The 24,439-nt window shown below is 68.5% G+C and carries 22 protein-coding genes; 16 read left to right on the forward strand and 6 right to left on the reverse strand.

All coding sequences use genetic code 11. From position 1 onward, the window contains the following. Positions 1-8 precede the first annotated feature (8 nt). The 5 genes from KEG38_RS06195 to KEG38_RS06215 are packed head-to-tail and all read left to right on the forward strand — an operon-like array spanning position 9 to position 4,303. Positions 9-449, forward strand: a complete 441-nt coding sequence (locus KEG38_RS06195; protein ID WP_271928148.1) for a biopolymer transporter ExbD — start codon at positions 9-11, stop codon at positions 447-449. Beyond that, entirely contained in the window at positions 446-1,279 is an 834-nt protein-coding gene (locus KEG38_RS06200) for a TonB C-terminal domain-containing protein (RefSeq protein ID WP_272418127.1), read from the forward strand. The genes KEG38_RS06195 and KEG38_RS06200 overlap by 4 nt, the downstream gene beginning before the upstream one ends. Continuing rightward, positions 1,270-2,607, forward strand: a complete 1,338-nt coding sequence (locus KEG38_RS06205; RefSeq protein WP_272418128.1) for a beta-propeller domain-containing protein — start codon at positions 1,270-1,272, stop codon at positions 2,605-2,607. Before KEG38_RS06200 ends, KEG38_RS06205 begins: the two co-directional genes overlap by 10 nt. Before the next feature lie 14 nt (positions 2,608-2,621). Then, positions 2,622-3,434, forward strand: coding sequence for a ferritin-like domain-containing protein (locus KEG38_RS06210; RefSeq protein WP_272418621.1), 813 nt, complete (start codon positions 2,622-2,624; stop codon positions 3,432-3,434). Next, positions 3,407-4,303, forward strand: a complete 897-nt coding sequence (locus KEG38_RS06215) for a hypothetical protein (protein WP_272418129.1) — start codon at positions 3,407-3,409, stop codon at positions 4,301-4,303. Before KEG38_RS06210 ends, KEG38_RS06215 begins: the two co-directional genes overlap by 28 nt. Positions 4,304-4,305: 2 nt before the next feature. On the opposite strand, the gene KEG38_RS06220 is transcribed toward KEG38_RS06215, so the two are convergent. Both KEG38_RS06220 and KEG38_RS06225 read right to left on the reverse strand, forming a co-directional pair. Beyond that, complete coding sequence (locus KEG38_RS06220; protein WP_272418130.1) at positions 4,306-4,968, reverse strand: thioredoxin family protein; 663 nt, start codon at positions 4,966-4,968, stop codon at positions 4,306-4,308. Positions 4,969-5,087: 119 nt separating this feature from the next. Beyond that, a complete protein-coding gene (locus KEG38_RS06225; protein ID WP_272418131.1) occupies positions 5,088-7,331 on the reverse strand; it encodes a DUF4215 domain-containing protein in 2,244 nt (747 codons plus the stop codon). 293 nt (positions 7,332-7,624) lie between these two features. On the opposite strand from KEG38_RS06225, the gene KEG38_RS06230 reads away from it, so the two are divergent. Continuing rightward, positions 7,625-8,470, forward strand: coding sequence for a DUF309 domain-containing protein (locus KEG38_RS06230; RefSeq protein WP_272418132.1), 846 nt, complete (start codon positions 7,625-7,627; stop codon positions 8,468-8,470). Between the two features lie 31 nt (positions 8,471-8,501). Here KEG38_RS06230 and uvrB read toward each other — a convergent pair whose 3' ends face one another. After that, on the reverse strand, positions 8,502-10,649 hold the full coding sequence (gene uvrB, locus KEG38_RS06235; RefSeq protein WP_272418133.1) for an excinuclease ABC subunit UvrB: 2,148 nt from the start codon (positions 10,647-10,649) through the stop codon (positions 8,502-8,504). A gap of 132 nt (positions 10,650-10,781) precedes the next feature. Here uvrB and KEG38_RS06240 point away from each other — a divergent pair, with 132 nt between their 5' ends. The 3 genes from KEG38_RS06240 (at position 10,782) to KEG38_RS06250 (ending at position 15,525) form a co-directional block, all read left to right on the forward strand. Further along, the gene (locus tag KEG38_RS06240; protein ID WP_272418134.1) at positions 10,782-13,694 is read left to right on the forward strand and encodes a TIGR03960 family B12-binding radical SAM protein; all 2,913 of its coding nucleotides are present in this window, start codon (positions 10,782-10,784) and stop codon (positions 13,692-13,694) included. A 37-nt stretch (positions 13,695-13,731) separates the two neighbouring features. Then, positions 13,732-14,526: a TSUP family transporter gene (locus tag KEG38_RS06245; protein WP_272418135.1), complete on the forward strand. Its 795-nt coding sequence runs from the start codon at positions 13,732-13,734 to the stop codon at positions 14,524-14,526. Positions 14,527-14,823: 297 nt separating this feature from the next. Next, positions 14,824-15,525 (forward strand): sensor histidine kinase, encoded by a 702-nt coding sequence (locus KEG38_RS06250; RefSeq protein WP_272418136.1) that lies wholly within the window; start codon positions 14,824-14,826, stop codon positions 15,523-15,525. On the opposite strand, the gene KEG38_RS06255 is transcribed toward KEG38_RS06250, so the two are convergent. Next, a complete protein-coding gene (locus tag KEG38_RS06255) occupies positions 15,522-16,700 on the reverse strand; it encodes a vWA domain-containing protein (RefSeq protein WP_272418137.1) in 1,179 nt (392 codons plus the stop codon). The genes KEG38_RS06250 and KEG38_RS06255 overlap by 4 nt on opposite strands. Positions 16,701-16,816: 116 nt before the next feature. Here KEG38_RS06255 and KEG38_RS06260 point away from each other — a divergent pair, with 116 nt between their 5' ends. Genes KEG38_RS06260 through KEG38_RS06280 form a run of 5 tightly spaced genes read left to right on the forward strand, consistent with a single transcriptional unit; the run spans position 16,817 to position 20,861 of the window. Next, positions 16,817-17,242: a hypothetical protein gene (locus tag KEG38_RS06260; protein WP_272418138.1), complete on the forward strand. Its 426-nt coding sequence runs from the start codon at positions 16,817-16,819 to the stop codon at positions 17,240-17,242. 59 nt (positions 17,243-17,301) lie between these two features. Then, complete coding sequence (locus tag KEG38_RS06265; RefSeq protein ID WP_272418139.1) at positions 17,302-18,120, forward strand: ParA family protein; 819 nt, start codon at positions 17,302-17,304, stop codon at positions 18,118-18,120. Then, entirely contained in the window at positions 18,095-18,766 is a 672-nt protein-coding gene (locus KEG38_RS06270; protein WP_272418140.1) for a hypothetical protein, read from the forward strand. Before KEG38_RS06265 ends, KEG38_RS06270 begins: the two co-directional genes overlap by 26 nt. Next, entirely contained in the window at positions 18,763-19,596 is an 834-nt protein-coding gene (locus KEG38_RS06275; RefSeq protein WP_272418141.1) for a hypothetical protein, read from the forward strand. The genes KEG38_RS06270 and KEG38_RS06275 overlap by 4 nt, the downstream gene beginning before the upstream one ends. After that, positions 19,593-20,861 carry a hypothetical protein gene (locus KEG38_RS06280; protein WP_272418142.1) on the forward strand — a complete coding sequence of 423 codons (1,269 nt, stop codon included), beginning with the start codon at positions 19,593-19,595 and terminating at the stop codon, positions 20,859-20,861. The genes KEG38_RS06275 and KEG38_RS06280 overlap by 4 nt, the downstream gene beginning before the upstream one ends. A gap of 12 nt (positions 20,862-20,873) precedes the next feature. Here the strand turns inward: KEG38_RS06280 and KEG38_RS06285 are convergent, their stop codons facing one another. Beyond that, positions 20,874-21,767: a LysR family transcriptional regulator gene (locus tag KEG38_RS06285; protein ID WP_272418143.1), complete on the reverse strand. Its 894-nt coding sequence runs from the start codon at positions 21,765-21,767 to the stop codon at positions 20,874-20,876. A gap of 106 nt (positions 21,768-21,873) precedes the next feature. Here KEG38_RS06285 and KEG38_RS06290 point away from each other — a divergent pair, with 106 nt between their 5' ends. Both KEG38_RS06290 and KEG38_RS06295 read left to right on the forward strand, forming a co-directional pair. Beyond that, a complete protein-coding gene (locus KEG38_RS06290) occupies positions 21,874-23,025 on the forward strand; it encodes a cytochrome P450 (protein ID WP_272418144.1) in 1,152 nt (383 codons plus the stop codon). A gap of 5 nt (positions 23,026-23,030) precedes the next feature. Then, positions 23,031-24,056 carry a ferredoxin--NADP reductase gene (locus KEG38_RS06295; RefSeq protein WP_272418145.1) on the forward strand — a complete coding sequence of 342 codons (1,026 nt, stop codon included), beginning with the start codon at positions 23,031-23,033 and terminating at the stop codon, positions 24,054-24,056. Positions 24,057-24,071: 15 nt separating this feature from the next. Here KEG38_RS06295 and KEG38_RS06300 read toward each other — a convergent pair whose 3' ends face one another. Beyond that, on the reverse strand, positions 24,072-24,320 hold the full coding sequence (locus KEG38_RS06300; protein ID WP_272418146.1) for a DUF4351 domain-containing protein: 249 nt from the start codon (positions 24,318-24,320) through the stop codon (positions 24,072-24,074). Between the last annotated feature and the right edge of the window lie 119 nt (positions 24,321-24,439).

A 24,439-nucleotide genomic window follows, 5' to 3' on the forward strand; every position in this document is an offset into this window, starting at 1 on the left:
GACGCGCCATGGGCATGTCGACCGGCGGATCGAGGCGGGGCAGGGGAAAAGGGTTCGGCGATATCAACGTCACGCCGCTCGTCGACGTGATGCTGGTCCTGCTCGTGGTGTTCATGGTGACGGCGCCGCTGCTCGCGTCGGGCCTGCGGGTCGAATTGCCGCAGGTCGAGGCGACGGAGGCGCCCGTCAAGGACACGAAGCTCGTCGTGACGGTGACCAAGGAGGAAAAAATCCTCTTCGGGGAAGATGACGTGACGACGAGCGTCGAGGATGTGCTCGCGACGAACCCGCGGGTGCAAAAAGAAAAAGAGCTGTACATCCGCGCGGACAAGGACGCGCGGTATGCGGCGGTCGCGCGTGTGGTCGCGGCGGCGCGCTCGGCGGGTGTGCTGGGGCTCAATTTGCTGGTCGAGCCGGAGCCCGACGAGGCGCGGGAGGCGGTCCGGTGAGCACGGACGCGGCGCCGTCCACGAAAAGCGATTTTCGGGTCCACGAGATCGCGCTGGCCGTGATCTGCGCGGTCGGGCTCCAGGGCGGGGCATTGTTGCTGCTGCGCGCGGCGAATCTCGATCGGCCGGCCATGGCGCCGGAGATCGACAAGGGGCCGAGCGTGCCCGTGAAGGTGGTGCCCGTGCTCGATCTCGACGCGGCGCCAGCCTTGAAGCTCGGCGGAAAACGGGATCCGGCGAAGCTTCCGGATCGATGGTTGAAGCCGCGGGCGAAACGCCGCGTGGAGGAAAAAGCGTTCGTCTCGACGAAGGCGGAAAAGACCGAGGAGGCGATTCCGCCGAAAGAGATCGAGGTGGCCGAGGCGAAAACGCCGGTGCCGCCGCCCGAGGCCGAAGTCGCGAAGGTGGTCGAGACGCCGATCGAGGAGCCCGCGAAGGTCGAGCCTCCGCCGAACGTGGATGAAAAAGGCCACGAGGACGGCGTGAAGGGCGGGACCGAGATGGATCCCTTGAAGGCGCGCGCGGTGGACATCTACCGGGAGAAGGTCCGGAGCTGGTTCAGCCGTAGGTTCCGCGTCTCGGGGTCGGGTTTGTCGCCTGAGGAGATCACGAAGTTCCGCGTGGCCGCGACGGTGACGCTCTCGGGCGGTCGATCGGTCGCGAGCTTTGCGATCGTATCGAGTGGCCAGGCTGCATTCGATGCCGCGGCCCGCGCCGCGCTGGAGAGCGCCAAGGGCGAGGAATTGCCGCCGCCGCCCGAGAATTATCCGGACATCGTCCAGAGCCAGATTTCGCTCACCTTCACCTGCACGCCGGAGCGATGCGATTGAAGAAGACCCTGCTCGCCCTCGCCGCCGTTTCGTCCGTCTCGGTCGCCGCATTCGCGGAGGAGCCCGCGCCCGCGGAGACGCCGCCGTCGCCGGAGGATTTGCTCGGCAATATCGTGGTCGTCGCCGGGGCGACGCGGCCTCTGCCGCGGATCGCGGTCCTGCCCTCGTCGAGCTGGGACGAGGAGGATGTGATCATGCGGAGCGTGGCGCGGCGTGATCTGGAGCTCTCGGGCGAATTCGAGGTGCTCACGGACGACGACGCGCCGGAGGAGGCGTGGGGCGCGGAGACGCTCGATGTCTCGATCTGGGCGAAAAAGAAGGTCGAGGCGCTCGTGGAGGCGCGCGCGCGGCCGGTGCCGGGGCAGGACAAGGTGGAGCTCCGGGCGCGGGTGTATTTCGTGCGCAACGGGGCCGGGGCTGTTCTCGACAAACGGTTTTTGATCCCGGCGTCGGAGCTGCGGGAGGAGGCGCACCGGATCTCGGATCTCGTGATCGGGGCGCTGACGGGGCAAAATGGCGGATTCGCCAGCCGGATGACGTTCGTCGCGGGCGTGGGCAAGCTCAGGCGCGTGTTCACGGTGGATGCGGACGGGCACGATCCGAAGCCGGTTTCACCGACGGAGGAGATCGCGGTCGCGCCGGCGTTTGGTAAGGGGGACGAGCTTTACTGGGCGGCGAGCGCGCAAAACGGAGAATACCGGATCCGGACGGCGAGTGGGCGGGCGGTGGATTTGCCCATCAAGGGCTCGGTGTACGGGCTCGCGTTCTCGCGCGACAAATCGCGCGTCGCCGTGTCGATCGCGGACGGGGGTACGATCAAGATGTTCGTGGGCCCGGATTTCGCGGGCCTTTCGCCCGCGAGCGAGGTGGGCATGGCCCTCCGGCCGACGTTCACGCCGAGCGGCAACCTCGCGTATTCCGGCGAGGGGCGGTTCGGGCAACGAATCTACGTGGACGACAAACCTATCTCGCCGGACGGGCTCTTCGCGACGGCTCCGACGTTCTGCAATCACCCGGACGGAGTGCGGGCGGTGTACGCGGTGGGGGTCGGCAAAGATACGGACCTCGTGTCGACGGACGAACGCGGGCGCGGGATGGTGCGGCTGACGCAGGGGCAAGGGCGCAATGGATATCCGGCGTGCAGCCCCGACGGGCGGCTCGTGGCGTTTTTCTCGACGCGGACGTCGGGCGAGGGGCCGGGGCTCTACGTGATGCGGCTCGACGGCGGGCGGCCGAAGCGGATCTCGACACTCGTCGGAGATTCGTTACGATGGGATCCGCTCCCGCCCGGGCGCGGCGTCGAGCTGAAGAACGAGCCAAAGAACTGACGAGCAAGGTCGTGATGGAGATCCCGATCCCGCCGGAAGGGACGGCGGAGCGCTGGGCGTACGATTACGTGACGAGCGAGGCGCTCGAGCACAAGCTCGCCCCGCCGCCCGTGCCCGCGGGATGGGAAGAGGATGCGCCCGCGCGGCGGATCGAGCGGCCAGGGAGGCCGAGCACGCTCGAGATTGCGAAACGCGCGCACAAGTCGCCGGGGCCGGATGCGATCCGGGACCCGGCGCGAAGGGCGCAGCTCGTGCACACGTTCCTGCACCACGAATTGCAGGCCGCCGAGCTGATGGCCTGGGCGCTGCTCGCGTTTCCGGAGGCGCCGCGGGCGTTCAAGAAGGGGCTTTTGCAGATCGCCGGGGACGAGATCCGTCACATGGCGATGTACGCGCGGTACATGGAGGGGCTCGGTCACGCATTCGGAGAGTTTCCGGTGCGGGATTGGTTCTGGGAGCGGGTGCCGCGCTCGAAATCGCCGGCGCATTTCGCGGCCGTGATGGGGATGGGGCTCGAAGGGGGGAATCTCGATCATACGGCGCGGTTTGCCGGGCGATTTCGCGCGATCGGGGACGAGGAGGGGGCGCGCATCCAGGAGATCGTCTGCGCCGAGGAGGTGCCGCATGTGCGCTTCGGGCTGCACTGGTTCCGGCGATTTACCGAAGGGCTCGATTTCGAGGCGTGGCGCGCGCATCTGCCGGAGCCGCTTTCGCCGATGGTGATGCGAGGATCGCCGCTGAATCGAGAGGATCGGATCCGGGCAGGTTTTCCCGAGGTGTTTTTGCAGGAGCTCGACAAATGGGCGCCCGAACCGCGTGGCTCCTGAACCTCGGCGCGGAAGTCGAGCTGGAAGACGCGCGACGGACGCTCGGAGCGGAAGCGCGCGCGCGGCTGCCGGAACTCGCGGGGCGGCTCGGGGCATTGGTGCGTCCGAACGATATATTGCTGTTTGGTGCGCCGGACGAGGTGAAGCGCGCTGAAGGGGCGGTGGGAAAGGCATGGTTGCCGACGCCGCGCGCGCTCGAGGCGCTCGCGTACGCGGGCGCGCGCGTGCCCACGGCGCCCGCGTATGAGGCGCTGCGTCGGGTGAACGATCGTCGATTCTCGCTCGCGCTCGGGGCGACGCTGCCGGGGCAACGGACCGCGACGACGCTGGACGAGGTGCGCGAGGCGCTCGCGGCGCCGTCGCTGGGGGGAAACTGGCTTTTGCGCAGGCCGCATGGATTCGCCGGGCGCGGGCGGCGGCGGGCGCGGGTGGACGAGGTGCTCGGCGCGGCACGGGGCTGGATTGAAGCGTCCCTGCGCTCGTTCGGCGCGCTCGTGGTCGAGCCGTGGGTCGAGCGCGTGGCCGATTTCGGGTGGCACGGGTTCGTGTCACGCGAGGGGCGAATGTCGCTCGGCGAGCCGACGTGGCAGGAGACGGCGCCGGACGGGACGTGGCTCGCGACGCGGCCCGCGAAGCCCGGGGAGATCGGCCGGGAGGAGACGGCGCTCCTCGCGCAGGCGGTCGAGCAAGCGGGCGCTGCGCTCGCGGATGCGGGTTATTTCGGGCCGTTCGGGGTGGACGCGTTCCGCTGGCGAGACGGAAAAGGGAATTTGCAGTTCAATCCGCGCTGCGAGATCAACGCGCGGTATTCGATGGGGTGGGGGATCGGAATGGGGGAGCGCCGTCCGGATCTGGATCCGGAGGAATAGGCTCACATCGGCCGCGCGAGCTTGCGCAGGGCCGCGTCCATACCGCCGAGGAGTGAGCCCGGGTCGTTCTCGTCGTAGAAATGCTGGAACTTGGGGCGCGGCGCGTGGACGTCGGCCATGAGCGCTCCGTCCGGGGCGAGGAAAAACGTGCGCGGGACGTATGAGCCGTCGGGGGCGTATCGGTCGCCGATCGCGGACTCGTCATCCGGGTTCACGCGAATCATCACGAAATCCTTGGCGCGCGTGACGATGCGCGGATCCTGGAAGACGTTCGCGTAATTGCGGCAATGCGGGCACCAGGCGGTGTAGAAGACGAGACAAACCGGTTTGTTCTCGGCCTTCGCGCGGGCCATGCCGGCCTCGTAGCTTTGCCACGCGATCTGCGCGTCGTTCCAGTTCTCGCCATTCGCTGATTTTCCAGGCGGAGGCGGCGGCCTGGGGGCGGGCGCGGTCGTGACGGCGGGCGGCGCGGTCGTGGCGGCGGGGACGGGCTCGGGGCTCACCGAGGCCGTAGAATCTTCCGCCTTGAAGGAGCCGTAGAGCAGGGCGCCGAGCATCGCGACGGCGCCGATCGCCGCGGCGAGGCTGCCCCACGAGCCCTTCGCGGGTGCCTCCTTGCCCTTTTTACGACCCCGCTCCCCGCGTTTTCCTTGATCCTTCGTCACCTGGGAGGTGTAGCCCCGAAAGGTCCGAAGGTCCACACACATCGCGGGCGCCGCGAGGGCGAGCGGGCCGTTTCGCTCGCCCCCGCAGCCGGATCACGCGCAGGGAGGGTGGGCCCGCTTCACGGCGCGAGGCCGAGGAGGAAGACGTTGTCGGCCGCGCCGCCCGCGAGGGCGCCGCCGCCGAAATTGACGTTTCCAACGAACGAGCCGGTGAACCAGGAGGCGCCCGCGGCGTCGACGGCGACGGCCTCGCCGCGGTCGTTTTGCGGGCTGCCGAAGCCACGGAGCCAGACCTGCGTGCCCGTGGGGCTCAGCTTGGCAACGAAGATGTCAGCCATGCCGGACGAGACGATCGTATTGCCGCCGAACCCGATGACGCTGAAGAATTCGCCCGTGAGGATGACGTTGCCGAAGGCGTCGGTCGTGATGTCCTTGCCGCGCTGCGCGCTCACGGCGCCGAAGCTCTTGCTCCAGGCGTGATTGCCGTTCGGATCGAACTTCACGACGAACCCGTCGTCGCCGCCGACGCTGGTGGTCGCGCCGCCGCCGAGGTCGATCGTGCCCGCATACTGGCCCGTGACGACGATGTTGCCGCTCGGATCCGCGGCGACCGCGAGAGCGCGCTGATCCGAGGCGTCGCCGAAGTGCTTGCTGAAGAGGTGATTGCCCGTGGGGCCGAATTTCGCGACGAAGACGTCCTCGCCACCGGTGGCCACGAACTGGCCGCCGCCGAAATCGGCGACGTTCTCCATGCCGCCGACGATGATGACGTTGCCGGCGGTGTCGGTCGCGACGTCGAACCCTTGCTGGTTCTGCGCGGAGCCGAATCCCTTGGCCCAGAGCGCGTTGCCCGCGTTGTCCATCTTCGCCACGTAGACGTCGAGGTTGCCGGCGCCCGTGAGCATCATCATGCCCCAGGAGAACGTGCCGGAGAACGCGCCGGTGACGAGGACGTTGCCCGCATTGTCGACGGTGACGCCGGACGAGGTTTGCGTGAAGTTCGCGCCGAATCCCTTGGCGAAGACCTCGGCCCCCGCGGCGTCGAGCTTCGCCACGAAGAAATCGTCGGCGCCTCCGCTCGTGAGGGTCGTTGCGCCAATGGTGATGGTCGTGGAGAAGTTGCCGGTGAGGAACGCATTGCCCTGGGCGTCGACGGCGAGGCCCGTGGCGAGCTGGTCGCCGGCGCCGCCGTAAGCCTTGGACCAGATGTGGTTGCCCTGCGCGTTGAATTTCGCGACGAATACGTCGACGCCGCCCGCGCTCGTGAGCAGGCCGCCGCCGAAATCGATCGTGCCGGCGAAATTGCCCGCGACGAGGATGTTGCCCATGGAATCGACGGCGATCGCGAGGCCCTGCTGGGCCGAGGCGTCGCCATAGGATTTGCTGACGACGTGCGCCCCGGTGCAAGCGGGCGCCGTGCCATTACAATCGTCGTCGACCGGGGTGGCGCAGTTCTCCAGCGAGGGGAGGACCTGGCCGACGCAGGGGCCGTACGATTTGCCGTCGGCCGCGCAGGTCTCGGTGCCGGCCACGCATTGGCCGACGCCCTGCGTGTTCATGGGGCCCGTGTAGCAGGTCTGCGTGGTGCCGGGCATGCAGATGCAGCCGACGCTGTCGTCCGGCGTGCCGTCGCAATCCTGGTCGATGCCGTCGCAGATCTCCATCGTGGGGACGACCTCGCCGACGCAGGGGCCCCATTGCCCGCCCGCGCAGGTCTGGGTGCCGCCCACGCAGATGCCGACGTTCTGGGTGCCCGGCGGGCCCATGTAACAGGACTGCGTGGTGCCGTCGACGCAATCGCAGCCCTCGTCCGGGACGCCATTGCAATCGTTATCCATTCCGTCGCACGTCTCCGGTTGCGGAGCGCAACAGGCGCTCGGCTCGCCGGTGCACTGGTAGCCCGCCTCGATCATGCAGGCCGCGTCGCAGCCGTCGCCGGGCATCGTATTGCCGTCGTCGCAGAGCTCGGCGCCCTTCACCAGGCCGTCGCCACAGAGGGCCGTGCACACGGAGGGCGCGCCGGTGCATTGGAATCCGGTCTCGATGGCGCACGCGGCGTCGCAGCCGTCGCCCGCCGTCGCATTGCCGTCATCGCAGGCCTCCTCCTGGATTACGCCGTCGCCGCAGACGTCCGACATGCCGCCCACGCCACCGGAGCCGCCCACGCCGCCGGAGCCGCCCACGCCGCCCACGCCGCCGATTCCGCCGGAGCCGCCTGCACCGCCGACCCCGCCCATTCCACCGCTGCCGCTCGAGCTCGAGGTGCCGAACGGGAGCGGTCCGTCATCGCTGCAGCCGGCAGCGCCCCCGAGCGCCGCAGCCGAAAGGAGAAGGACCAGGCTCGTTCGTGTCGTTCCGATCATGAGAGTCTCCCGAAGAATGTTGTCGTCCGATCCGGAGACGCCCATGTGAGCGTCGCACGGGCGGATGGATCCACGATGCGGGACATGGCGAAAGGCGAGCGGTAAAAAGCGACCGTGCCGATCGAGATGATCCGCACGTCGGTTTCGTGCCTTCGGAGTGTGAGGTGGATCGGCTAGGCGCTGCACATGTCCCCGGACAGACCCGAGGTGTCGATCGGCTGGCGCTAAGGGCGCGGGCACGAGTCCGTCCGGTCGATGAGAGATCGGCAAGGAGCACGCGCCTACCCTTTCAAATGCCTACCTGGTCGTGTATCGTCTCCCACGCCGCCATGGCCGACGACGCGAACCAAGATCGTGAAGCTGCATTCAATCGAGGTCTCGAGTGGTACCGCGCCGGTTGCCATTTCGATGCCTACGACACCTGGAAGCAGGTCTACCAGGACGAGCAAAACGAGACAAATCGCCGGTTTTTGCAGGCGATCATTCAAGTGACGGACGCGATGCACAAGGTTCGTCACAACGCCGAGCTGCGCGGATCGGTGCACCTGCTCGAACGCGCGCTGATCAAGCTCGACGCGCTGCCCGACGTCCACGGCGGCATCGATCTCGCCACGTTCCGCGATGCGACGCGCACGTGCCTGGCCGAGATCAAGCGCCTCCTGTCCGTCGCCCAGAAGAACCTGGAAGACTCGTTCATTCCGCCGCTGAAGAGCGTGGGCTCGGGTCCCGTGCTGGAGCCGCGCGTTTCTCCGCCGTCAAATGATCCGGAGACGCTCTTCCAGAACGGCCTCGACGCGTACGCCGCAGAGCGGTTCTACGACGCGCACGAGATCTGGGAGGACTACCGGCGCACGCGGCCGGAATCGGATCCGTCGCGCGAGTTCGTCAAGGGGCTGATCCTCGTGGCGACGGCGATGCACAAACTGCATCGCGCCAAGAGCCCGAGCGGCGCGGCCCAACTGCTGGAGCTCGCCCTCGACAAACTGCGCGACGCGCCCGAAGGGACGTCGGGCCTCGACGTGAAGGCCGTCGTGGACGAGGTGTCGCGCGTGCACGCCGACATCGAGGCACTCGAAACGACGGGCGCCGAAGGGCCGATCGAGGCCCGCTACATCCCGGCCATCCGTCGCAGCACGTGAGATCGAATCGAGCCCGCGAGGCCGCCGCCGCTCAGCGGTAGCGGCCCCGGCTCGTGCTGCCGCCGCCGCCGCGCGGGCTCGACTTCTTCGCGCCACGCGAGGGCTGCGCGTCGCTCCCCTTGGCCTTCGCACGAGGCTTGGCCTTGGTCGCCGGAGGCGGGACCTCCGCGCCCGAATCTTCGAGCTCGCCCTTGAGCGTGCGGAGCTGATCACGCAGGCGCGCTGCCTTCTCGAACTCGAGGTTTTCCGCAGCGGCGAACATCTCCAAGCGCAGCGCTTCGATGCGCTCGGCGAGATCAGCGCCCGTCGGTGCGGCTTCCTTGCCGGAGGCTGTAGCGCCACGTCCGCCCTTGGGAACGGCGTAGTAGTCGCGCGCGCCGGAGGTCGGTGAGAGATCGAGGATCGCCTTCGTGACCGTCGCGGGCGTGATGTTGTGCGCGACGTTGTACGCGCTCTGGATCTCGCGGCGGCGGTTCGTCTCCTGGATGGCGTAACGCATCGCGTCCGTCTCGCGATCCGCGTACATGATGACCTCGCCGCGGACGTTACGCGCGGCGCGGCCGATCGTCTGGATGAGCGAGCGCGGGCTGCGGAGGAAGCCTTCCTTGTCGGCGTCGAGGATCGCCACGAGCGAGACCTCGGGCAGATCGAGGCCCTCGCGCAGGAGGTTGATGCCGACGAGGACGTCGAACTCGCCGCGCCTGAGATCGCGGAGGATCTCCACGCGTTCGAGCGTGTCGATGTCCGAGTGCAGGTAGCGGACGCGGACGCCGAGCTCCGTGTAGTACTCGGTCAGATCCTCGGCCATGCGCTTGGTCAACGTGGTGACGAGGACACGCTCGCTCTGCGCGACGCGCTCGCGGATGCGTTCGAGTAGATCGTCGACCTGGCCGGCGACGGGGCGGACGACGATCTGCGGATCCGTGAGGCCCGTCGGGCGGATGATCTGTTCGACGACCTCGCCGCCGGTCTTCTGGAGCTCGTAGTCGCCGGGCGTGGCGCTGACGAGCAGGACGCGGTCGTAGTGCGACTCGAACTCCTCGAACTTGAGGGGCCGGTTGTCGAGCGCGCTCGGCAAGCGGAAGCCGTACTCGACGAGGGTTTCTTTGCGCGCGCGGTCGCCGCGGTACATCGCCGCGACCTGCGGGATCGTCTGGTGCGACTCGTCGATGATGAGGAGAAAATCCTTGGGGAAGTAGTCGATGAGCGTGGGCGGCGGCTCGCCGGGCTTGCGGCCCGAGAGGTGGCGCGAGTAGTTCTCGATGCCGTTGCAGAAGCCCATCTGCTCGAGCATTTCGAGGTCGTACATCGTGCGCTGCTCGATGCGCTGCTTCTCCAAGAAGCGGCCGGCCTTGTCGTAGAAGTCGAGCCGGTCGCGCAGCTCTTCGCGGATCGAGGCGATGGCGATCCGGAGCTGCTGCTGCTCGGTGACGTAGTGCGAGCCGGGGTAGATCGCGATGCGGTCGAGCGTGCCGAGCACCTTGCCGCGGACGGGATCGACCTCCTTGATGGCCTCGATCTCGTCGCCGAAGAACTCGACGCGGATCGCGATGTTCTCCTCGTACGCCGGGAAGATCTCCACGACGTCGCCGCGCACGCGGAAGGTGCCGCGGTGGAAGTCGATGTCGTTTCTGTCGTACTGGATGTCGACGAGGCGGCGGAGGAGCTCGTCGCGGCGCAGCTCCTGGCCACGCTCCATCTTGATGAGCAGGCCGTGGTAGCTCTCGGCCGAGCCGATGCCGTAGATGCAGCTCACGGAGGCGACGATGAGCACGTCCGGCCGGGACAGGAGCGCGTGCGTGGCGGCGTGGCGCATCCGGTCGATGGCGTCGTTGATGATCGCGTCCTTCTCGATGAAGGTGTCGCTCGCGGGGACGTACGCCTCGGGCTGGTAGTAGTCGTAGTAGCTGACGAAGTAGTGGACGGCGTTGTTCGGGAAGAGCTCGCGCATCTCGCCGTAGAGCTGGGCCGCCAGCGTCTTGTTGGGTGCGAGGATGAGCGTCGGGCGCTGGAGGCGCTCGATGACCTTGGCCGCCGTGAACGTCTTGCCGCTCCCGGTGACGCCGAGCAGGCACTGGAAGGTCTCCGACCGGCCGAAGGCCCCGCAGATTTCCTCGATCGCGCGAGGTTGGTCGCCACGCGGGGTGAAGCCTGAGACGAGCTCGAAACGCCTTGACACGAGGGCGGGCAACCTAGTCGCCAAGAGCAGCCCGCGCAACCCGGCGCGCCCATGCGCACGTTCGCTGCACGCGAACCTTCTCGCTGCGGTTCTCGCGTGCTACCCGAAAGACCCTTCGCCCGAGGTTTTCCCATGGCAGAAGCCCCCGCAGTTCTCGATGGCCACCCGTACGCCGCTTTTCTCGATCGCGTGGAGAAGCCCGCGCGTTACACCGGCGGCGAGGTTGGCTCGGTCGTCAAGGACTGGGGAAGCGTAGAGGCGACGGTCTGCCTCGCGTTCCCCGACGTCTACGACATCGGGATGAGCCACCTCGGGTTCAAGATTCTCTACAAGCTCCTGAACGACGATCCACGCACGCTGGCCGAGCGTTGCTACGCGCCGTGGAAGGACGTCGAGGCAGAGCTACGAGCCCGGAACATTCCGCTCGTTTCGTTGGAAAGCAAACGAAAGTTGCGGGACTTCGACGTGGTCGGCTTCTCGCTCCAGTTCGAGCTGACCTACACGAACATCCTGCTCATGCTCGATCTCGGCGGCGTGCCGCTGCGTTCGTCCGATCGCGGCGAGGATGATCCGCTGGTCATCGCCGGCGGGCCGGTGGCGACGCACCCGGAGCCGGTGAGCGCGTTCATCGACGCGGTGGTGATCGGCGACGGCGAGGAGAAGGCGACCCAGGTGGCGCTGACGTGGGCACGGCTGAAGAAGGCCGGCGTGCCGCGACGCGAGCGGCTCGCAACGCTTGCGAAGCTCGGCGCGGTTTACGTGCCGTCGCTCTACCGGACCGAGGTCGATCCGGAGACGGGTTTCCAGATCGTGCAGGCGCCGATCGAGAAGGGGTTGCCCTTGCCGATCGATCGCGCGCTCGTCGACCTCGACAAGTACCCGTTCCCCGCAGTGAGCCCGACGGGCGGGCCGGAGGCGATCTTCGACCGCGTGTCGATCGAGATCGCGCGCGGCTGCACGGAAGGATGCCGCTTCTGCCAGGCGGGCATGATTTACCGGCCCGTGCGCGAGCGTGACCCGGAGCAGGTGGTGAACACGGTGCTCGAAGCGGTGCGCGCGTCGGGCAACGACGAGGTGTCGCTGACGGCGCTCAGCACGGCCGACGTCTCGTGCATCTCGCCGCTCATCAAGAAGGTCGCGGACAAACTCGCGAAGGAGCGCGTGAGCATGAGCGTCTCGTCGCTGCGCGCCTACGGCCTCGAGCCCGATCTGCTCGACGAGCTCAAGCGCGTGCGCGCGACAGGCCTGACGTTCGCGCCGGAGGCGGGCACGCAGCGGATGCGCGACGTGGTGAACAAGAACGTCACCGAGGAGCAACTGCTCGAGACGGCCGAGCGCATCTTCTCGCGCGGCTGGGACCGGATGAAGCTCTACTCGATGATCGGCCTGCCGACCGAGGAGGACGCGGACGTCGCCGGCATCGTGGAGATGGGCGCACGCACGGCCGGCGTGGGTCGGAAGATCGGCAAGAAAAACGTGGAGGTGACGGTGAGCGTGTCGACGCACGTTCCGAAGCCTCACACGCCGTTCCAGTGGGCCGCGATGGACACGCTCGGCGAGGTCGCGCGCAAGCAAGACCTCTTGCGGCAGACGGTGAGGAACTACCGCAACGTGAAGCTCAAGACGCACGGCGCGGACGCGAGCGTGCTCGAAGGGATTTTTGCGCGCGGAGATCGGAGTCTGTGCGACGTGCTGGAGCGCGCGTACCGGAACGGGGCGCGCTTCGACTCGTGGGACGATCGGCTGCGGCTCGACGTGTGGGAGGAGGCGTTCACGCACTTCGGGACGGATCGCTCGCGCTTCCTCAACACGATCCCCGTGACCGCGCGCCTGCCCTGGGACCACATCGACGTCGGCCTCGAAGAAGGGTTTTTGGCGCGCGAGTACAGGAAGGCGCTGCAGAATCGGTTGAGTCCGCCGTGCGGGAAGGTCGCGGGGACGTTCGTGCACCACACGAACGTGGAGGACGCAGTCGGCGATCAACGCAGGCTCGTCTGTTACGACTGCGGCGTCGCCTGCGACATGACGCAGATGCGGAGCGAGCGGGTCGACTTCCTCCGCAGGCTCGGCGCGAACAAGCGGCTGCCGCTGATCACGGATGCGCCCGTGGCAGCGCCGACGGTCGAGGCGCCCGTGGACGGCGAGGTCGACGAGGCGATCGAGCAAGCGCCCGCGCCGGTGAAGAAGGCGCCGCCGGTGAAGGGGCGCGGCGGATTCTTGTATCGCATCCGGTTCGAGAAGACGGGCGCGATGGCGCTGCTCGGGCACCTCGACGTGGTGCGCGAGCTGCCGCGCGTGTTCCGGCGCGTCGGCGAGCGGATGGTCTACACGAAGGGCTTCCACCCGAAGCCCGACATGATCTTCTCGCCGGCGCTCTCGCTCGGCGTGGCGAGCCTCGACGAGTACGCGGACGTGCGGCTCGAACGCGCGCTCGAACCCGCGGAGATCGCGTCGCTCGTCGAGCGGATGAACGCGGCGAGCCCCTCGGGACTGCGATTCCGCGGAGCTGCGCTGCTCGGGTCGGAGGACGCGGCGATCTCCCGGGTGATCCGCGGCGCGCGGTACGTGCTCGCGTTCGCGCGTTCGGCGCTCGTGGCGCCGCCGGGGCAAACCGCCGAGGAGATGCTCGCTTCCGCGTGCCGCGCGGCGATGGCCGCGCCATCGCTCCAGATCCGGCGCGAGATCGAGGGGATCGGCAAGGTGGTCGACGTGCGCAAGTACCTGCTCTCGGCCGAGGTGGGCGGCGCGGAGGCGCGCGCGGCGCTCGATCGTGCAGGGCTTCTGGGCGACCTCGTGACGCTCGACGTCTTCGTGGAGATCACGGGCTCGGGCGCGGCGAAGTCGTCGGAGATCGCAGCCGTGATCTGTGGCGAAGGCGGCGTCGCTCCGGCGCATCGCGCGATCCGCCTGGAGCTCTTCGGCGGCGCTGCGGACGCGCGTTTCTCGCCGCTCGATCTCGCGGCAGTGAAGAGCGCGCTCGGGCGGGAACGTTCGGCATCCTCCGCCGCTTCCGCGTCCGCGCTCGCGTCGGCCGACGCCGAGTGACAGCGCGTTCGCTTTTGGATAGGAACGCCCTGCGTTCGTGTTCGTCCTCCCGCTCCTCTGCGCGGTCGCCCTCGCCGCCGGCCTGATCGACGCGATCGCCGGCGGCGGCGGTCTGCTCACGGTGCCCGCGCTGCTCGTGGCGATCGCCGATCCGCGCCTCGCGCTCGGCACGAACAAGGGGCAGGCCGTCTTCGGCTCGGGCGCGTCGCTCCTCTCGTTCGTGCGCGCGGGCCGCGTCGACAAGAAGCGCTTCTGGCCGACCTTCCTCGCCGCCGGCCTCGGCTCCGCGGCGGGCGCGCGCGCGCTGCTCGCGGCGCGCCCCGAGGTGCTGCGCCCGATCGTGCTCGTGCTCCTGATCGGCGTCGCGATCTTCTTCGCATCACGCGGAAGACGACGGCCGAAGGAGCAATCGAAGCCCGATGCGCCGCCGCCCGCGCCGAAGCCGTGGGCGATCGCGGAGCGTCGTCCGCTCGTGACGGCCGTGGTGATCGCGCTCGTGATCGGAGCGTACGACGGCTTCTTCGGGCCGGGCACGGGAACGTTTTTGATCCTGCTCTACACCACGGTGTTCGGCGACGACCTCACGCGCGCGACGGCCAACGCGAAGGTCGCGAACTTCGCCTCGAACCTCGCCGCGATGGTGAGCTTCGCGCTCGCCGGACGGATCGACTTCCGCCTCGCGTTGCCGATGGCCGTGGCGCAAGCCGTCGGCGGCGTCCTCGGCGCACGCGCGGCCGTGAAGGGCGGCGAGCAGCTCATTCGATCGGCCGTCCTGCTCGTCTCGCTCGCGCTCGCGGCGCGGCTCGCCTACCAGCTCCTCGCCGGCACCTGAATTTCTACGCCCGGAGCGTCCGCGCGGCGGGGAGCCCTGCGCACGGCAGGACCCACCGATGCGACAGCGTTGTCAGAGGAGGCGCCTTCGCACGCCCTTGGAGGACGCAGGAATCCCGGGCGAGCAGGCGCGGCCCAGCTCTTGCTCGATGTCCTCGTCGCAGCGCGCGAGCGCTCTTTCCTTTGCTTCGCTTCGATCGGTTCCCCGGCGTCGGCGTGTGATGGCAGCGAGTCGACGAGGACCACGCCGCCGCCGGGGGACCTTGCTTTACGCGCCTTCGCGCTAGACTCGCGCGCCGTGACGACGTCATCCGATCCGAACGATCGAGACGCGCGCGCGGCGGCGCTCGCGATCGCAGGCGCCCTCGGCGCAGGCGTGGCGCACGAGCTCCGGAACACGCTCGCCGCGATCGAGTCGGCGCTCTACCTCGCCAAGCGCCACGCGGAGGATCGTACGCGCCTCTGTGAGCATCTCGCCCGCGCGGAGAACGAGGTGCGGAAGGGGCAAGAGGTGATCGACCGCGTGCTCGGCCTCGCGCGGGGTGAGCCGCTCGGCGTGGAGACCGCGTCCGTCGCGGAGATCTTGGCCTCCGCGGAGCGAGAGCTCTTCGACGTGAGCGCGACGATCGAGGTGCAGGTGACGCCGCCGGATCTCGAGGTTGCGTGTGATCCGATCCTGATCGAGCGGGTGATCCTGAACCTGCTCCTGAACGCGCGTGACGCGCTCGAAGGCCGCGCGTCAGGAAGGATCGTCGTGCGGGCGCGCGCGGCCGACGAGGCTGTCGTGCTGGAGGTCGAGGACGACGGGCCGGGCGTCGATCCGGCGATCGCGCCCTGCATCTTCGAGCCCGCCGTGACCAGCAAACCGACGGGCACGGGGCTCGGCCTTGCCTTGTGCCGCACCATCGCGCGCGCGCACGGCGGCACGATCCAGGCGCTCGCCGCGCCCTCGGGAGGCGCGCTCTTCCGGCTCACGTTGCCCGCGAAGGCCGATTCCTAGCGACGCGTTTTCCTGCCACGGACGAGCTGTGCCACGGCCTCGCCGAGCCCTTCGAGCGTGAGCTGGTACATCGGGAACACGTCCCGCACGATCTGCACCGTGCCGTGCGACCAGCCGCTCGGCGGATCCGGGTTCAGCCAGACCGATCGTTCGAAGTGCTCGCGCAGCATCGCGAGCCACGCGACGCCCGGCGTGCCCGCGTCGTCGCCCCAGCCTGCCGCGCCGAGCAGCTCGTAGGGCGCCATCGACGCGTCGCCGACCAGCACCAGCTTGTAGTGCTTGCCGCACTCGTGGATGAGGTCGCGCACGTTCACGGGGTCCTGAAAACCCTCGGTCTTGTAGACCTTCCCGTAGACGCAGTTGTGGAAGTAGTACGTGCGCAGCTCCTTCCAGTGCGTCGCGCGCTTGGCCGCGCTGAAGAGCTGCGAGACGGCGTGCGCGTACGGATCCATCGAGCCGCCGACGTCCATCAGCAGGATGACGCGCGTGTTCGGCCGGCGCGGCGGCCGCGTCACGACCTCGAGCTCGCCCGCGTTCCGCGCCGTCGCGTCGATCGTCCCCTCGACGTCGAGCTCCTCGTGGGCGCCCTCGCGCTCGAAGCCGCGGAGCTTGCGCAGCGCGACCTCGATCGTGCGCACGTCGAGCGTGATGTCGCTGCGGTACGAGCGGTACTTGCGCGCATCCGCCGTATGGATCGCGCTCTTGCCCCCCGAGCCCCCACCGACGCTGATCCCCGACGGATGGAAGCCCGCGCGGCCGAACGGCGACGTTCCGCCCGTGCCGATCCACCGGTTGCCCCCGTCGTGGCGCTCCTTCTGTTCGCGCAGCCGCTCCTCGAATTGGCGCAGCACTTCCTCGAGGTCGAGCGCCTCGATCATCGCCTTCTCTTCCTCGCTGAGCTGGCGGAGCTGCTTCGGATCCCGGAGCCACGCCTGGAGCTCCTCGGCGATCTTTTTCGCCTCGACGTGCACGCCGCGAAAGTGCTTCGCAAAGGCGAGATCGAAGTCGTCGAGGTGGGCCTCGGAGTGCACGCACAGGGCCCGCGCCACGTGGTAAAAACCTTCCAGCGACGAGTCGTGCAGACCTGCGGCGAGGGCGCGGCCGAGCGCCACGGCTTCCTGCGTGCCGACCGGCACCTGCCTGCCTCTGAGCTCGTACAGGAAATCGAGGAACATCCTGGGCAGAGCTTAGCCTCTTCCGCGTCCTCCGCTCCCCGTTCGTGACGCCGCTCTCGTGCCTTGCATGCGCTCGCGGCTCCCCTCCGCGCGTGCTCTTGTGTATCGTTCCCAGAATGGCGAACAAGGAGGAACTGGTTCAGACGGTCAAGGTCATCGTGAAGCACTGGCGGGACGGCCAGCTCGACGAGGCATACGCGGGCTACCGCGACCTCTTCTCGAGGCCTGACTTCGCGGAGCATCGACCGGAGGATCAGAGGAGCGCGTTCAAGCTCATGATCATGGCGAAGGGCGCGCCGAACCCTGAGCGGCCCACGGACGCGATGCGTGAGGCGCATCTTGCCGCTGTGCCACCCCTCACGGAGCTCGTGACGACGCACGGCGATCCGGCAGATCACGAGATGCTCGGCATGTGTCACGTCGTGCTCGGCAACATCGAGAGCGCGAGCGCGATCTTCCGGGCCGGGCTCAATATCGAACGTCAAAGAAATCCGCAGTCGGATCTGTGCGGCTCGCTGATGAAGCGGATCAGCCTGATCTAGTTCGTCGCCGCGCGGGGCCACCTTTTCGCGTGGTGTCCTGCTACGATGGCGCGAGAAGCATGCACGTCATCTGCGTGGCCAGCCAAAAGGGAGGCGTCGGTAAGACCACGATCTCGCTCAATCTGGGTCTCGCCCTCGCCCGGGCCGGCAACCGCACGCTGCTCATGGAGCTCGACGCGCAAGGCAGCCTCTGCCTCTCGCTCGGGCTTCCCGACCGCGCGCGGCCAGGCATCGCAGAGGTGCTCACGGGCGCCGAGCACATCGGCAACGTCCTGCTCCGGACGCGCGATCCGCAGCTCCACGTGCTCAGCGTGGGTCGCGTCGATCCCACGACCGTCGCCGGCTTCGAGGAGGCGCTCACGCGCACCGGCATGCTCACCGGCATGCTCAGCAAGCTCGAAAGCGAGTTCGACATCGTGCTCCTCGACTGCCCCGCGGGCCTCGGCAAGGTGACGAGCCGCGCGCTCGAGGCCGCGACGCACGTGCTCTCCCCGCTCCAGGCCGAACCGCTCGCGCTCCGCTCGGTCGGTCAGCTCCTCGCGCTCGTCGACCGCATCCGCGCCGAGAAGAACCCGCGCCTCACGCTGATCGGTATCGTGCTGTCGATGTTCGATCGGCAAACGCCGGCCTCGCTCGAGGTCGCCGAGACGCTGTGGACGCGTTTCCCGGGCGGCATCATCCTCGACAGCGTGATTCCCCGCGACGAGGTGTTCCTCGAAGCATCGCTGCGCGGCTCGCCGCTCTTGCTCATGCAGAAGCGACCGCCGCCGCTCGCGCGCGTCTTCGATCAGCTCGCGAACGACGTGCTCGATCGCCTCGACACCCAGAGCGGCGCCGCCACGGAGGAGGACGATGGCCCGATCCCGCTCCTCGTTTGACCTTACGAACGCGATCGCGGCCGCGAACGCGATCGCGGGGGATGAGAAGGGCAAGAAGAAGGCGCCGGCCGTCGAGCCGCTGCCGCCCGACCTCGTCTCCTTCGATCCCGGAGCGACCGCGCCGGCGACCGAGGCCTCGCCGCCGCCGCTTGCAGAGGCGCCGCCGCGTGGCGGGTACGCCGCGGCCTCCGCCGCGCACGACGCGGAAGCGAACGCGGGCGATTCGCCGCGGAACCTGCCGAAGCTGCCGGACCTCTCGGGCATCACGAGCCCCGTGCAGCGCTGCGAGAAGATCGTGCAGTGGATCGGCGAAGCCACGGGCGCGACCGACGTGTTCCTCGCCGACGCCGCGGGTTTGCCGCTCGCAGGCGCCGTGAGCGATACCGAGGCGAAGCTCGCGGGTTCGGGCCTCGTCGCTTCGTCGATCGCCTCGCTCGCGTCCGCCGTGCCCGGCAACCTCGGCGCGACGTTCGAGATGCACATCGGCGAGGGGCCGTGCTTCCAGCTCGTCGGCTTCCAGGTCGGCGCGACGCTCTTCTTCGTCGGCCTGAACCGCACGCGTCCGCTCACGCCAACGCAGTCCCACGGCATTCGCCTCGCTTGCCGCCATGCCCTCGGCGACACGCTCCGCACCGGAGGACCATGACGGCGAGGCCTGCTCGGCCGAAAGGAGCTCCTCCCGCCGGCGCGTCCCTCGTCGAGCAGCTCGCCCTGAGCGCTGACGGCGTCGAGGCGATCGTCGCGTTCCACATCGCCGACGGGAAGATTCACGCGGCCTGGATCCGCCCGGGATCCGGCTATACGGCGGGCGCCGTCACGCAGAGCCTGCGTGAGGTCTACAAGACGAGCCAGGTCCACGCGCGAAGGCTCGATTTCCTCGCGCCCACGCCGATGCTCGATCCGGGCCCGGCCGACCTCTCCGATCCGCTGATCACGCTGGAGATGCCGGGCCGCGTGATCGTGATCCGGCGCGTGCACGGCCACGTCGTGGCGGTCTCCTTCGACGGCACGGTGCCGCTCGGCTTCGTCCGCTACCACGCGGCGCGGATCGCCATGACGCTCCGGCCCGAGCTGCCGCAGGACTCGATCACGCCGCCCTCGGGTGTGCCTGCGGTCTCGGCGCCGCCGCCGACGGTGAACGTCGTCTCGAAGCCCCAGCCGGACGAAGCCGATCACGAGGAGCCGGCGCGCACGCTCGCGTTTCCGACGGGCGGCGCGGTCGTCGTGCGTTCGTCGCGCCCGCCGCCGCGGGGCACGAAGGTGGAGATCGATCGCGCGACGAAGCTCCTCGCGTACCTCGACGCGCACGCGCCCGATCCGCACGTCGTGCGCCTCCGCGTGGCGCTGCGCGCGGGCATCAAACCGCTCGCGCTCGACCACCCCGAGTCGCTCGGTGCTGACGCGATGGTCCTGCTCGAGACGGCGGCGGAGGACATCCTCGGCATCGACCGCGCCGAGCTTCGGAGCAAGATATGAAGTCGCTTGGCGAGCTCGTCCGCGACTTGCAGCCGCACTCGCTCCTCACGCTGAGCGACCAGCTCGTCTACGTCCAGAGCCACCACCACGGGATTTTTCTCGACCAGACGATCTCCGACGCGCTCGGCGGCGAGGGCTGGGCCGTGCGCAAGCAATCGGCCTTCGAGAGTTCGCACGCGCTGCTCGAAGCGGTCTTCAAGACGCAGAGCGTCGAGGGCGCGAAGGACCGGCTCGAAGTGGCGTCCGCGCTCTTCTCGTCGATGGGCCACGGCAAGCTCGTCTTCGACGTCGCGGCCGAGGGCGGCGTGGTGCGTGGCGAGGCGCTCTTCTACGGGTCGAGCTTCGCCTCGAAGTACGGCAAGGTCATCCGGCACAAGCAACCGGTCGACTCGTTCGCGGCGGGCTTCTCGGCGGCGGCGGCGAGCCTCGCGTTTCCCTCGGACTGGGGGCATTTCGAGGCCGAGGAGGTCTCGTGCGTGGGTCGGGGCGACGGCAGCTGCGCCTTCACGCTCTCGCGCCGCCCGGAGAGACCGCGGCTCGGCGTGGCGGTCACGCGGCAGGTCGTCGCGAGCCTCCCGCTCAAGGCGCCGCCGCTCGACGCGCCGGCCTCGCAGTATCCGCAGGCGATTCCCTCGGCGATGCGGGTCATCCGGAACCTCGTGGCGACCGAGGAGGGCGTCGTGCGGGCGTTTGGCGTGCGCCTCGCGATCGTGCCGGTCGGGTACGTGAATCAGATCACGTTCGACACGATGCACCTTTTGGAGAGCCGCACGCCGGAGCTCGTGCCCGTGTATGCGGCGCTGGTGCGCGAGGCAGCTCAGTCGGGGGCCTTTCATCTGCTTGGCGGGGTGCTCTCGTCGCCGGAGTGGGCGATCTCCTCGAAGGCGACGGGGCCGGTCGAGCACAGGCTGGAGAAATTCCTGTCGATCGCCCGCGTGCTCGGCTGGGGTCGGTGGTATTCGGTCGAGTTTTTCCCGGGCCAATCGCTGGTCGTGCGCAGCCCGACCACGCAGGAGAGCATCTATTACGGGACGCGCTATGGTGCGTCCGTGCGAAACCGCCTTTTCTTCCAGCAGGGCGCGGTTCTCGCCGTGATGCAGCTTCTCCACCGGGTGGATTTCGCGGCGCCGAACCCGATCAGCGCGGCGTCGTACGCGGCGCTCTTCGGCGGGGGCGGTGGGCGGTTCCACGTGGAGGAGACGCGTTCGCCGCTGCGCGGGGACGATATGTGCGAAATCGTGGTCGAGGCGCTCTCCGAGCGCTGAGCGGCCGCGCGATTACCTGGTTCGCGCGCCGCCGGCCTGATGCAGGTGGCGCAGCGCTTTTTCGATGAGGAGCCGTATTCGACGTCCGCGCTTCGAATCGTTGAGGCGTTGCCCCATCGACAAAAAGAACTCTCCTTCGGCGCCGATCTCGTCTTGCAGCACCGGGACGAGCTCGCGCGTGGCCGCGAAAGCGATGTCCGGCAAGAGCCCGATGCCCCTGCCGGCGAGCACCATCTGAAGCGCGGCGCTCATACTATTGGACACGAACCATGGGTTCACGCGGAGGCCCCTGCCGGTCCGCAAGGGCCACAAAAAGGGAGAGACGCCGCCGGGAATGCGTAACGCGATGCAGGAATGCGCGGCGAGGTCCGCAGCGCGTGCGGGATGGCCCCGCGTGGCGAGATAGGCCGGCGCCGCGAAGCATCGCCACGAAAATCGCAGGAAGGAGCGACAGTAAAGGGTGCCGTCGGTGGGCGGCACCAGGTTGACCACCAGATCGAAATCGTCTCGAATGGGGTGCATTTCCCGGTCCGTGTAGATGATTTCCAGCCCGAGACCGGCGAGCGCCTCGTCGTCGGGCTGCAGAATGGGCGCGAGCAGATCCATGCCCACGCCGGGCGGCACCGCCGTGCGAAGGCGGAAATGCGTGCTCGCCTGGAGCGTGGCTTCGACTTGCCGCGCGGCGTCCACGAGCGGCGCCCCTTGCTCGACGAGGAGCCTTCCCGCTTCGGTGAGACGAAGATGCCGCTGGCTTCGCTCGACGAGCCGCACGCCGAGCGCCTCCTCCAGCAGGGCCACGCGACGGGTGAGCGTCGTGCGCGGAAGCCCGAGCGTCCGGCTGGCGTGCGCGAGGGATCCGTCCCGCGCAATGGCCATGATCATGACGACGGCGTCGAGATCGAGCATCGCCCGCGAACATACACGAGCGGCGGCCGCGTGTGACCGAGATTGGTCATCTCTTGCCCGGATCCCGTCATTGCCGCACGGAGGCGGCCGTTTCATCAATGGGCGCATGCTCCTCGACACCCAGACCTTGCTCGACCCCTTCCCGATGTACCGAGAATTCCGCGAAAAGGCCCCCGTCCTCTGGTCGGACGTCATGGATTCGTGGCTCTTGTTCCGATACGAGGACGTCAAGCGCGCGATGGAGGACGCCGACGCATTCTCATCGGCAAACCCGCTGAAGATGCCGCCCGATTCATTTTCGACGGAGAACATGGTCTTCCAGGACGACCCGAACCACGCGCGCCTCCGCGCATTCGCGCAGCCTGCCTTCACGCCCCGGCGGGTGGCCATGCTCGAGCAGCGGATAAAGGAGCTCTGCGACGAGCTGCTCACCGAAATGGCGGACAAGGGCGGGGCCTTCGATCTCGTCCGCGCGTTCACGGGCCCCTTGCCGGCCATGGTCATCGCCGAGCTCCTCGGCGTCCCGCGCTCCGATTTCAGGACGTTCCAGCGCATCGCGGACGATATGGTCCACATCGGTACCAAGGGAAAGCAAGAGCAGGCGCAGCGGGCCAGCCGGGAGCTCGCCGAGTATTATGCCGCCCTCGTGGCCGAAAAGCGCCGCACGGGCGCCCTCGGCCATGACCTGACCAGCGACTTCCTTCGTAACCAGGGCGCCGGCGCGAATTTCTCCGAGCGCGAGCTCGTCGCCATGGGCCCCCTGTTCCTATTCGCCGGGCACGAGACCACGACGAACCTGCTCAACAATACAGTGCGTTGCCTCAGCGAGAACCCGGAGGCCAAGACGTTCCTCCTCGCCGATCTCGGCCGCGCGCCGATGATCATCGAGGAAGTCCTGCGGTGCCGTGGCCCCGCCACGGGCGCCCCGCGTATCGCGCGCCGCGACATCGAGCTTCATGGCGTGACCATTCCCGCCGGCAGCCGCGTCTGGCCTCTCAGCCTTTCCGCGAACCGCGACCCGCGCGTCTTCGACGATCCGGAGCGCTTCCTTCCCGATCGCAACCCCAAGAACATCCTTTCCTTCGGCCGTGGCATCCACAAATGCCTCGGCGAGCCCCTGGCCCGCCTCGAAGCGAAGATCGCCGTCCCCGCGCTTTATCGCCGGTTCCCCGAGCTCCGCGTCGATCCGGAGCGCCCGGCGGTGCCGACCCCGTCGCCCCTCATTCATGGCTGCCTCGAGCTCCCCGTTCGGATTTGAAGACCATGAAACTCGAACGATTCCACCTGACGGTCGAATCCGTGCGAAGGCCGACGCCTTCGTCGGTCGAGCTCGTCTTCGCCCCACCACCTGCGCCGGTCCCTTATCGCGCCGGCCAGTACCTGACGTTCCACGTTCCCGTCGACGGGCGCATTCACCCGCGCGCTTATTCACTCGTGGGGAGCCCAGGTCGCGCAGACCCACTCTCCATCATCGTCAAGCGGGTCCGCGACGGCGTCGTGTCCAATCACCTGTACGCGCACGCGGCACCGGGCTCGACTTGGGCCGTCTCCGGGCCGCAGGGACGTTTTTGTGTCGAGCCGCGCGCGGGAGGGCGGCACGTGGTCCTGGTCGCCGGGGGCAGCGGAATCACGCCGATCCACGCCATGACGCGCGAGCTCTTGCACGGCGAGCCGGACACCACGGTGTCGCTCCTGTATTGCAACGTCGCGCCGGAGGAGATCATTCTGCGCGCCGAGCTCGAGCGCCTCATCGAGCAGAGCGGAGGGCGATTGGACGTCGTACACGTTCTGGAGCAAGGCGCCGCGGATATGAGCGGGCTCCCGGGGCGCCTCGACGCCGCGCGAGCGGCCACATTGCTCGGTGAGCTCGCCCAGGAAAAACCTGCCGAATTCTACGTATGCGGCCCCGAGGGCCTGATGGCGGTCGTGGGCGAGGCGCTGCGAGCGCTCTCTGTACCCCCCGAGCGCATCTTCCAGGAGTATTTCACCCGTCCCGACGCGGCGGGCGACACGCAGGCGCAGCTCGTCACCTTGCGGCTCGACGGCAAGGAGCATTCGGTGCCCGTCCCGGCGGGCGCGACGATCCTCGAAGCCGCGACCGCGGCGGGTGTATCCATCGAGACTTCGTGCCGCGTGGGGGATTGCGGCACATGCAAGCTTCGATGTCTCTCAGGAGAGGTCGAGCAGTCGTGCGTCGAGGGGTTGAGCCCCGACGAGGAGCAATCGGGGTACGTGCTGGCCTGCGTGGCCCGCCCGCGCACGTCGGGCGTGGTGCTCGCGGGGCCTTGACCTCGACGAGACCGTTCACTCGTCCGCGACGACTTCGTCCGCGCTCTTCGCGACGAGGAGCCGCGCGGCGAAGGACTCGAGCGCCTCCGTGTCGGCCGCCTCGACGCGAGCGACGACGGCGGGCGGCAACTCCCCGAAGCGGCGGCGGAGGAGCTGGAGCAGGAGCGAACGCTGGCCTTCCCTGAGGCCCTCGTTCCGTCCCCGCAGGGCACCACGTTCCTCGATTCGTCGTTCCCACATCTCCAGGACATCCTGTGTACTCATCAGAAATTCCTCATCCGAAGGTGTGACAGGACCGGCCGCCGCCTCGATCCGGAAGCGTACCAGGATCGGCAGGGCCGTGCTCGTCCAACCTCCTCACCGTTTGGCCGGACAATCCTATC

This window comes from Polyangium jinanense (assembly GCF_028435265.1).
GTDB lineage: Bacteria > Myxococcota_A > Polyangia > Polyangiales > Polyangiaceae > Polyangium > Polyangium jinanense.

What these genes read in the sequence shown, in the direction of transcription:
- KEG38_RS06195 (WP_271928148.1), top strand. Translation starts at nt 9, where the DNA reads ATGGGCATGTCGACCGGCGGATCGAGGCGGGGCAGGGGAAAAGGGTTC.
- KEG38_RS06275 (WP_272418141.1), top strand. Translation starts at nt 18,763, where the DNA reads ATGACGGCGAGGCCTGCTCGGCCGAAAGGAGCTCCTCCCGCCGGCGCG.
- KEG38_RS06295 (WP_272418145.1), top strand. Translation starts at nt 23,031, where the DNA reads ATGAAACTCGAACGATTCCACCTGACGGTCGAATCCGTGCGAAGGCCG.
- KEG38_RS06285 (WP_272418143.1), bottom strand. Translation starts at nt 21,767, where the DNA reads ATGCTCGATCTCGACGCCGTCGTCATGATCATGGCCATTGCGCGGGAC.
- KEG38_RS06225 (WP_272418131.1), bottom strand. Translation starts at nt 7,331, where the DNA reads ATGATCGGAACGACACGAACGAGCCTGGTCCTTCTCCTTTCGGCTGCG.
- KEG38_RS06205 (WP_272418128.1), top strand. Translation starts at nt 1,270, where the DNA reads ATGCGATTGAAGAAGACCCTGCTCGCCCTCGCCGCCGTTTCGTCCGTC.
- KEG38_RS06215 (WP_272418129.1), top strand. Translation starts at nt 3,407, where the DNA reads ATGGGCGCCCGAACCGCGTGGCTCCTGAACCTCGGCGCGGAAGTCGAG.
- KEG38_RS06300 (WP_272418146.1), bottom strand. Translation starts at nt 24,320, where the DNA reads ATGAGTACACAGGATGTCCTGGAGATGTGGGAACGACGAATCGAGGAA.
- KEG38_RS06210 (WP_272418621.1), top strand. Translation starts at nt 2,622, where the DNA reads ATGGAGATCCCGATCCCGCCGGAAGGGACGGCGGAGCGCTGGGCGTAC.
- KEG38_RS06255 (WP_272418137.1), bottom strand. Translation starts at nt 16,700, where the DNA reads ATGTTCCTCGATTTCCTGTACGAGCTCAGAGGCAGGCAGGTGCCGGTC.
- KEG38_RS06280 (WP_272418142.1), top strand. Translation starts at nt 19,593, where the DNA reads ATGAAGTCGCTTGGCGAGCTCGTCCGCGACTTGCAGCCGCACTCGCTC.
- KEG38_RS06290 (WP_272418144.1), top strand. Translation starts at nt 21,874, where the DNA reads ATGCTCCTCGACACCCAGACCTTGCTCGACCCCTTCCCGATGTACCGA.
- KEG38_RS06230 (WP_272418132.1), top strand. Translation starts at nt 7,625, where the DNA reads ATGCCTACCTGGTCGTGTATCGTCTCCCACGCCGCCATGGCCGACGAC.
- KEG38_RS06270 (WP_272418140.1), top strand. Translation starts at nt 18,095, where the DNA reads ATGGCCCGATCCCGCTCCTCGTTTGACCTTACGAACGCGATCGCGGCC.
- KEG38_RS06240 (WP_272418134.1), top strand. Translation starts at nt 10,782, where the DNA reads ATGGCAGAAGCCCCCGCAGTTCTCGATGGCCACCCGTACGCCGCTTTT.
- KEG38_RS06260 (WP_272418138.1), top strand. Translation starts at nt 16,817, where the DNA reads ATGGCGAACAAGGAGGAACTGGTTCAGACGGTCAAGGTCATCGTGAAG.
- KEG38_RS06265 (WP_272418139.1), top strand. Translation starts at nt 17,302, where the DNA reads ATGCACGTCATCTGCGTGGCCAGCCAAAAGGGAGGCGTCGGTAAGACC.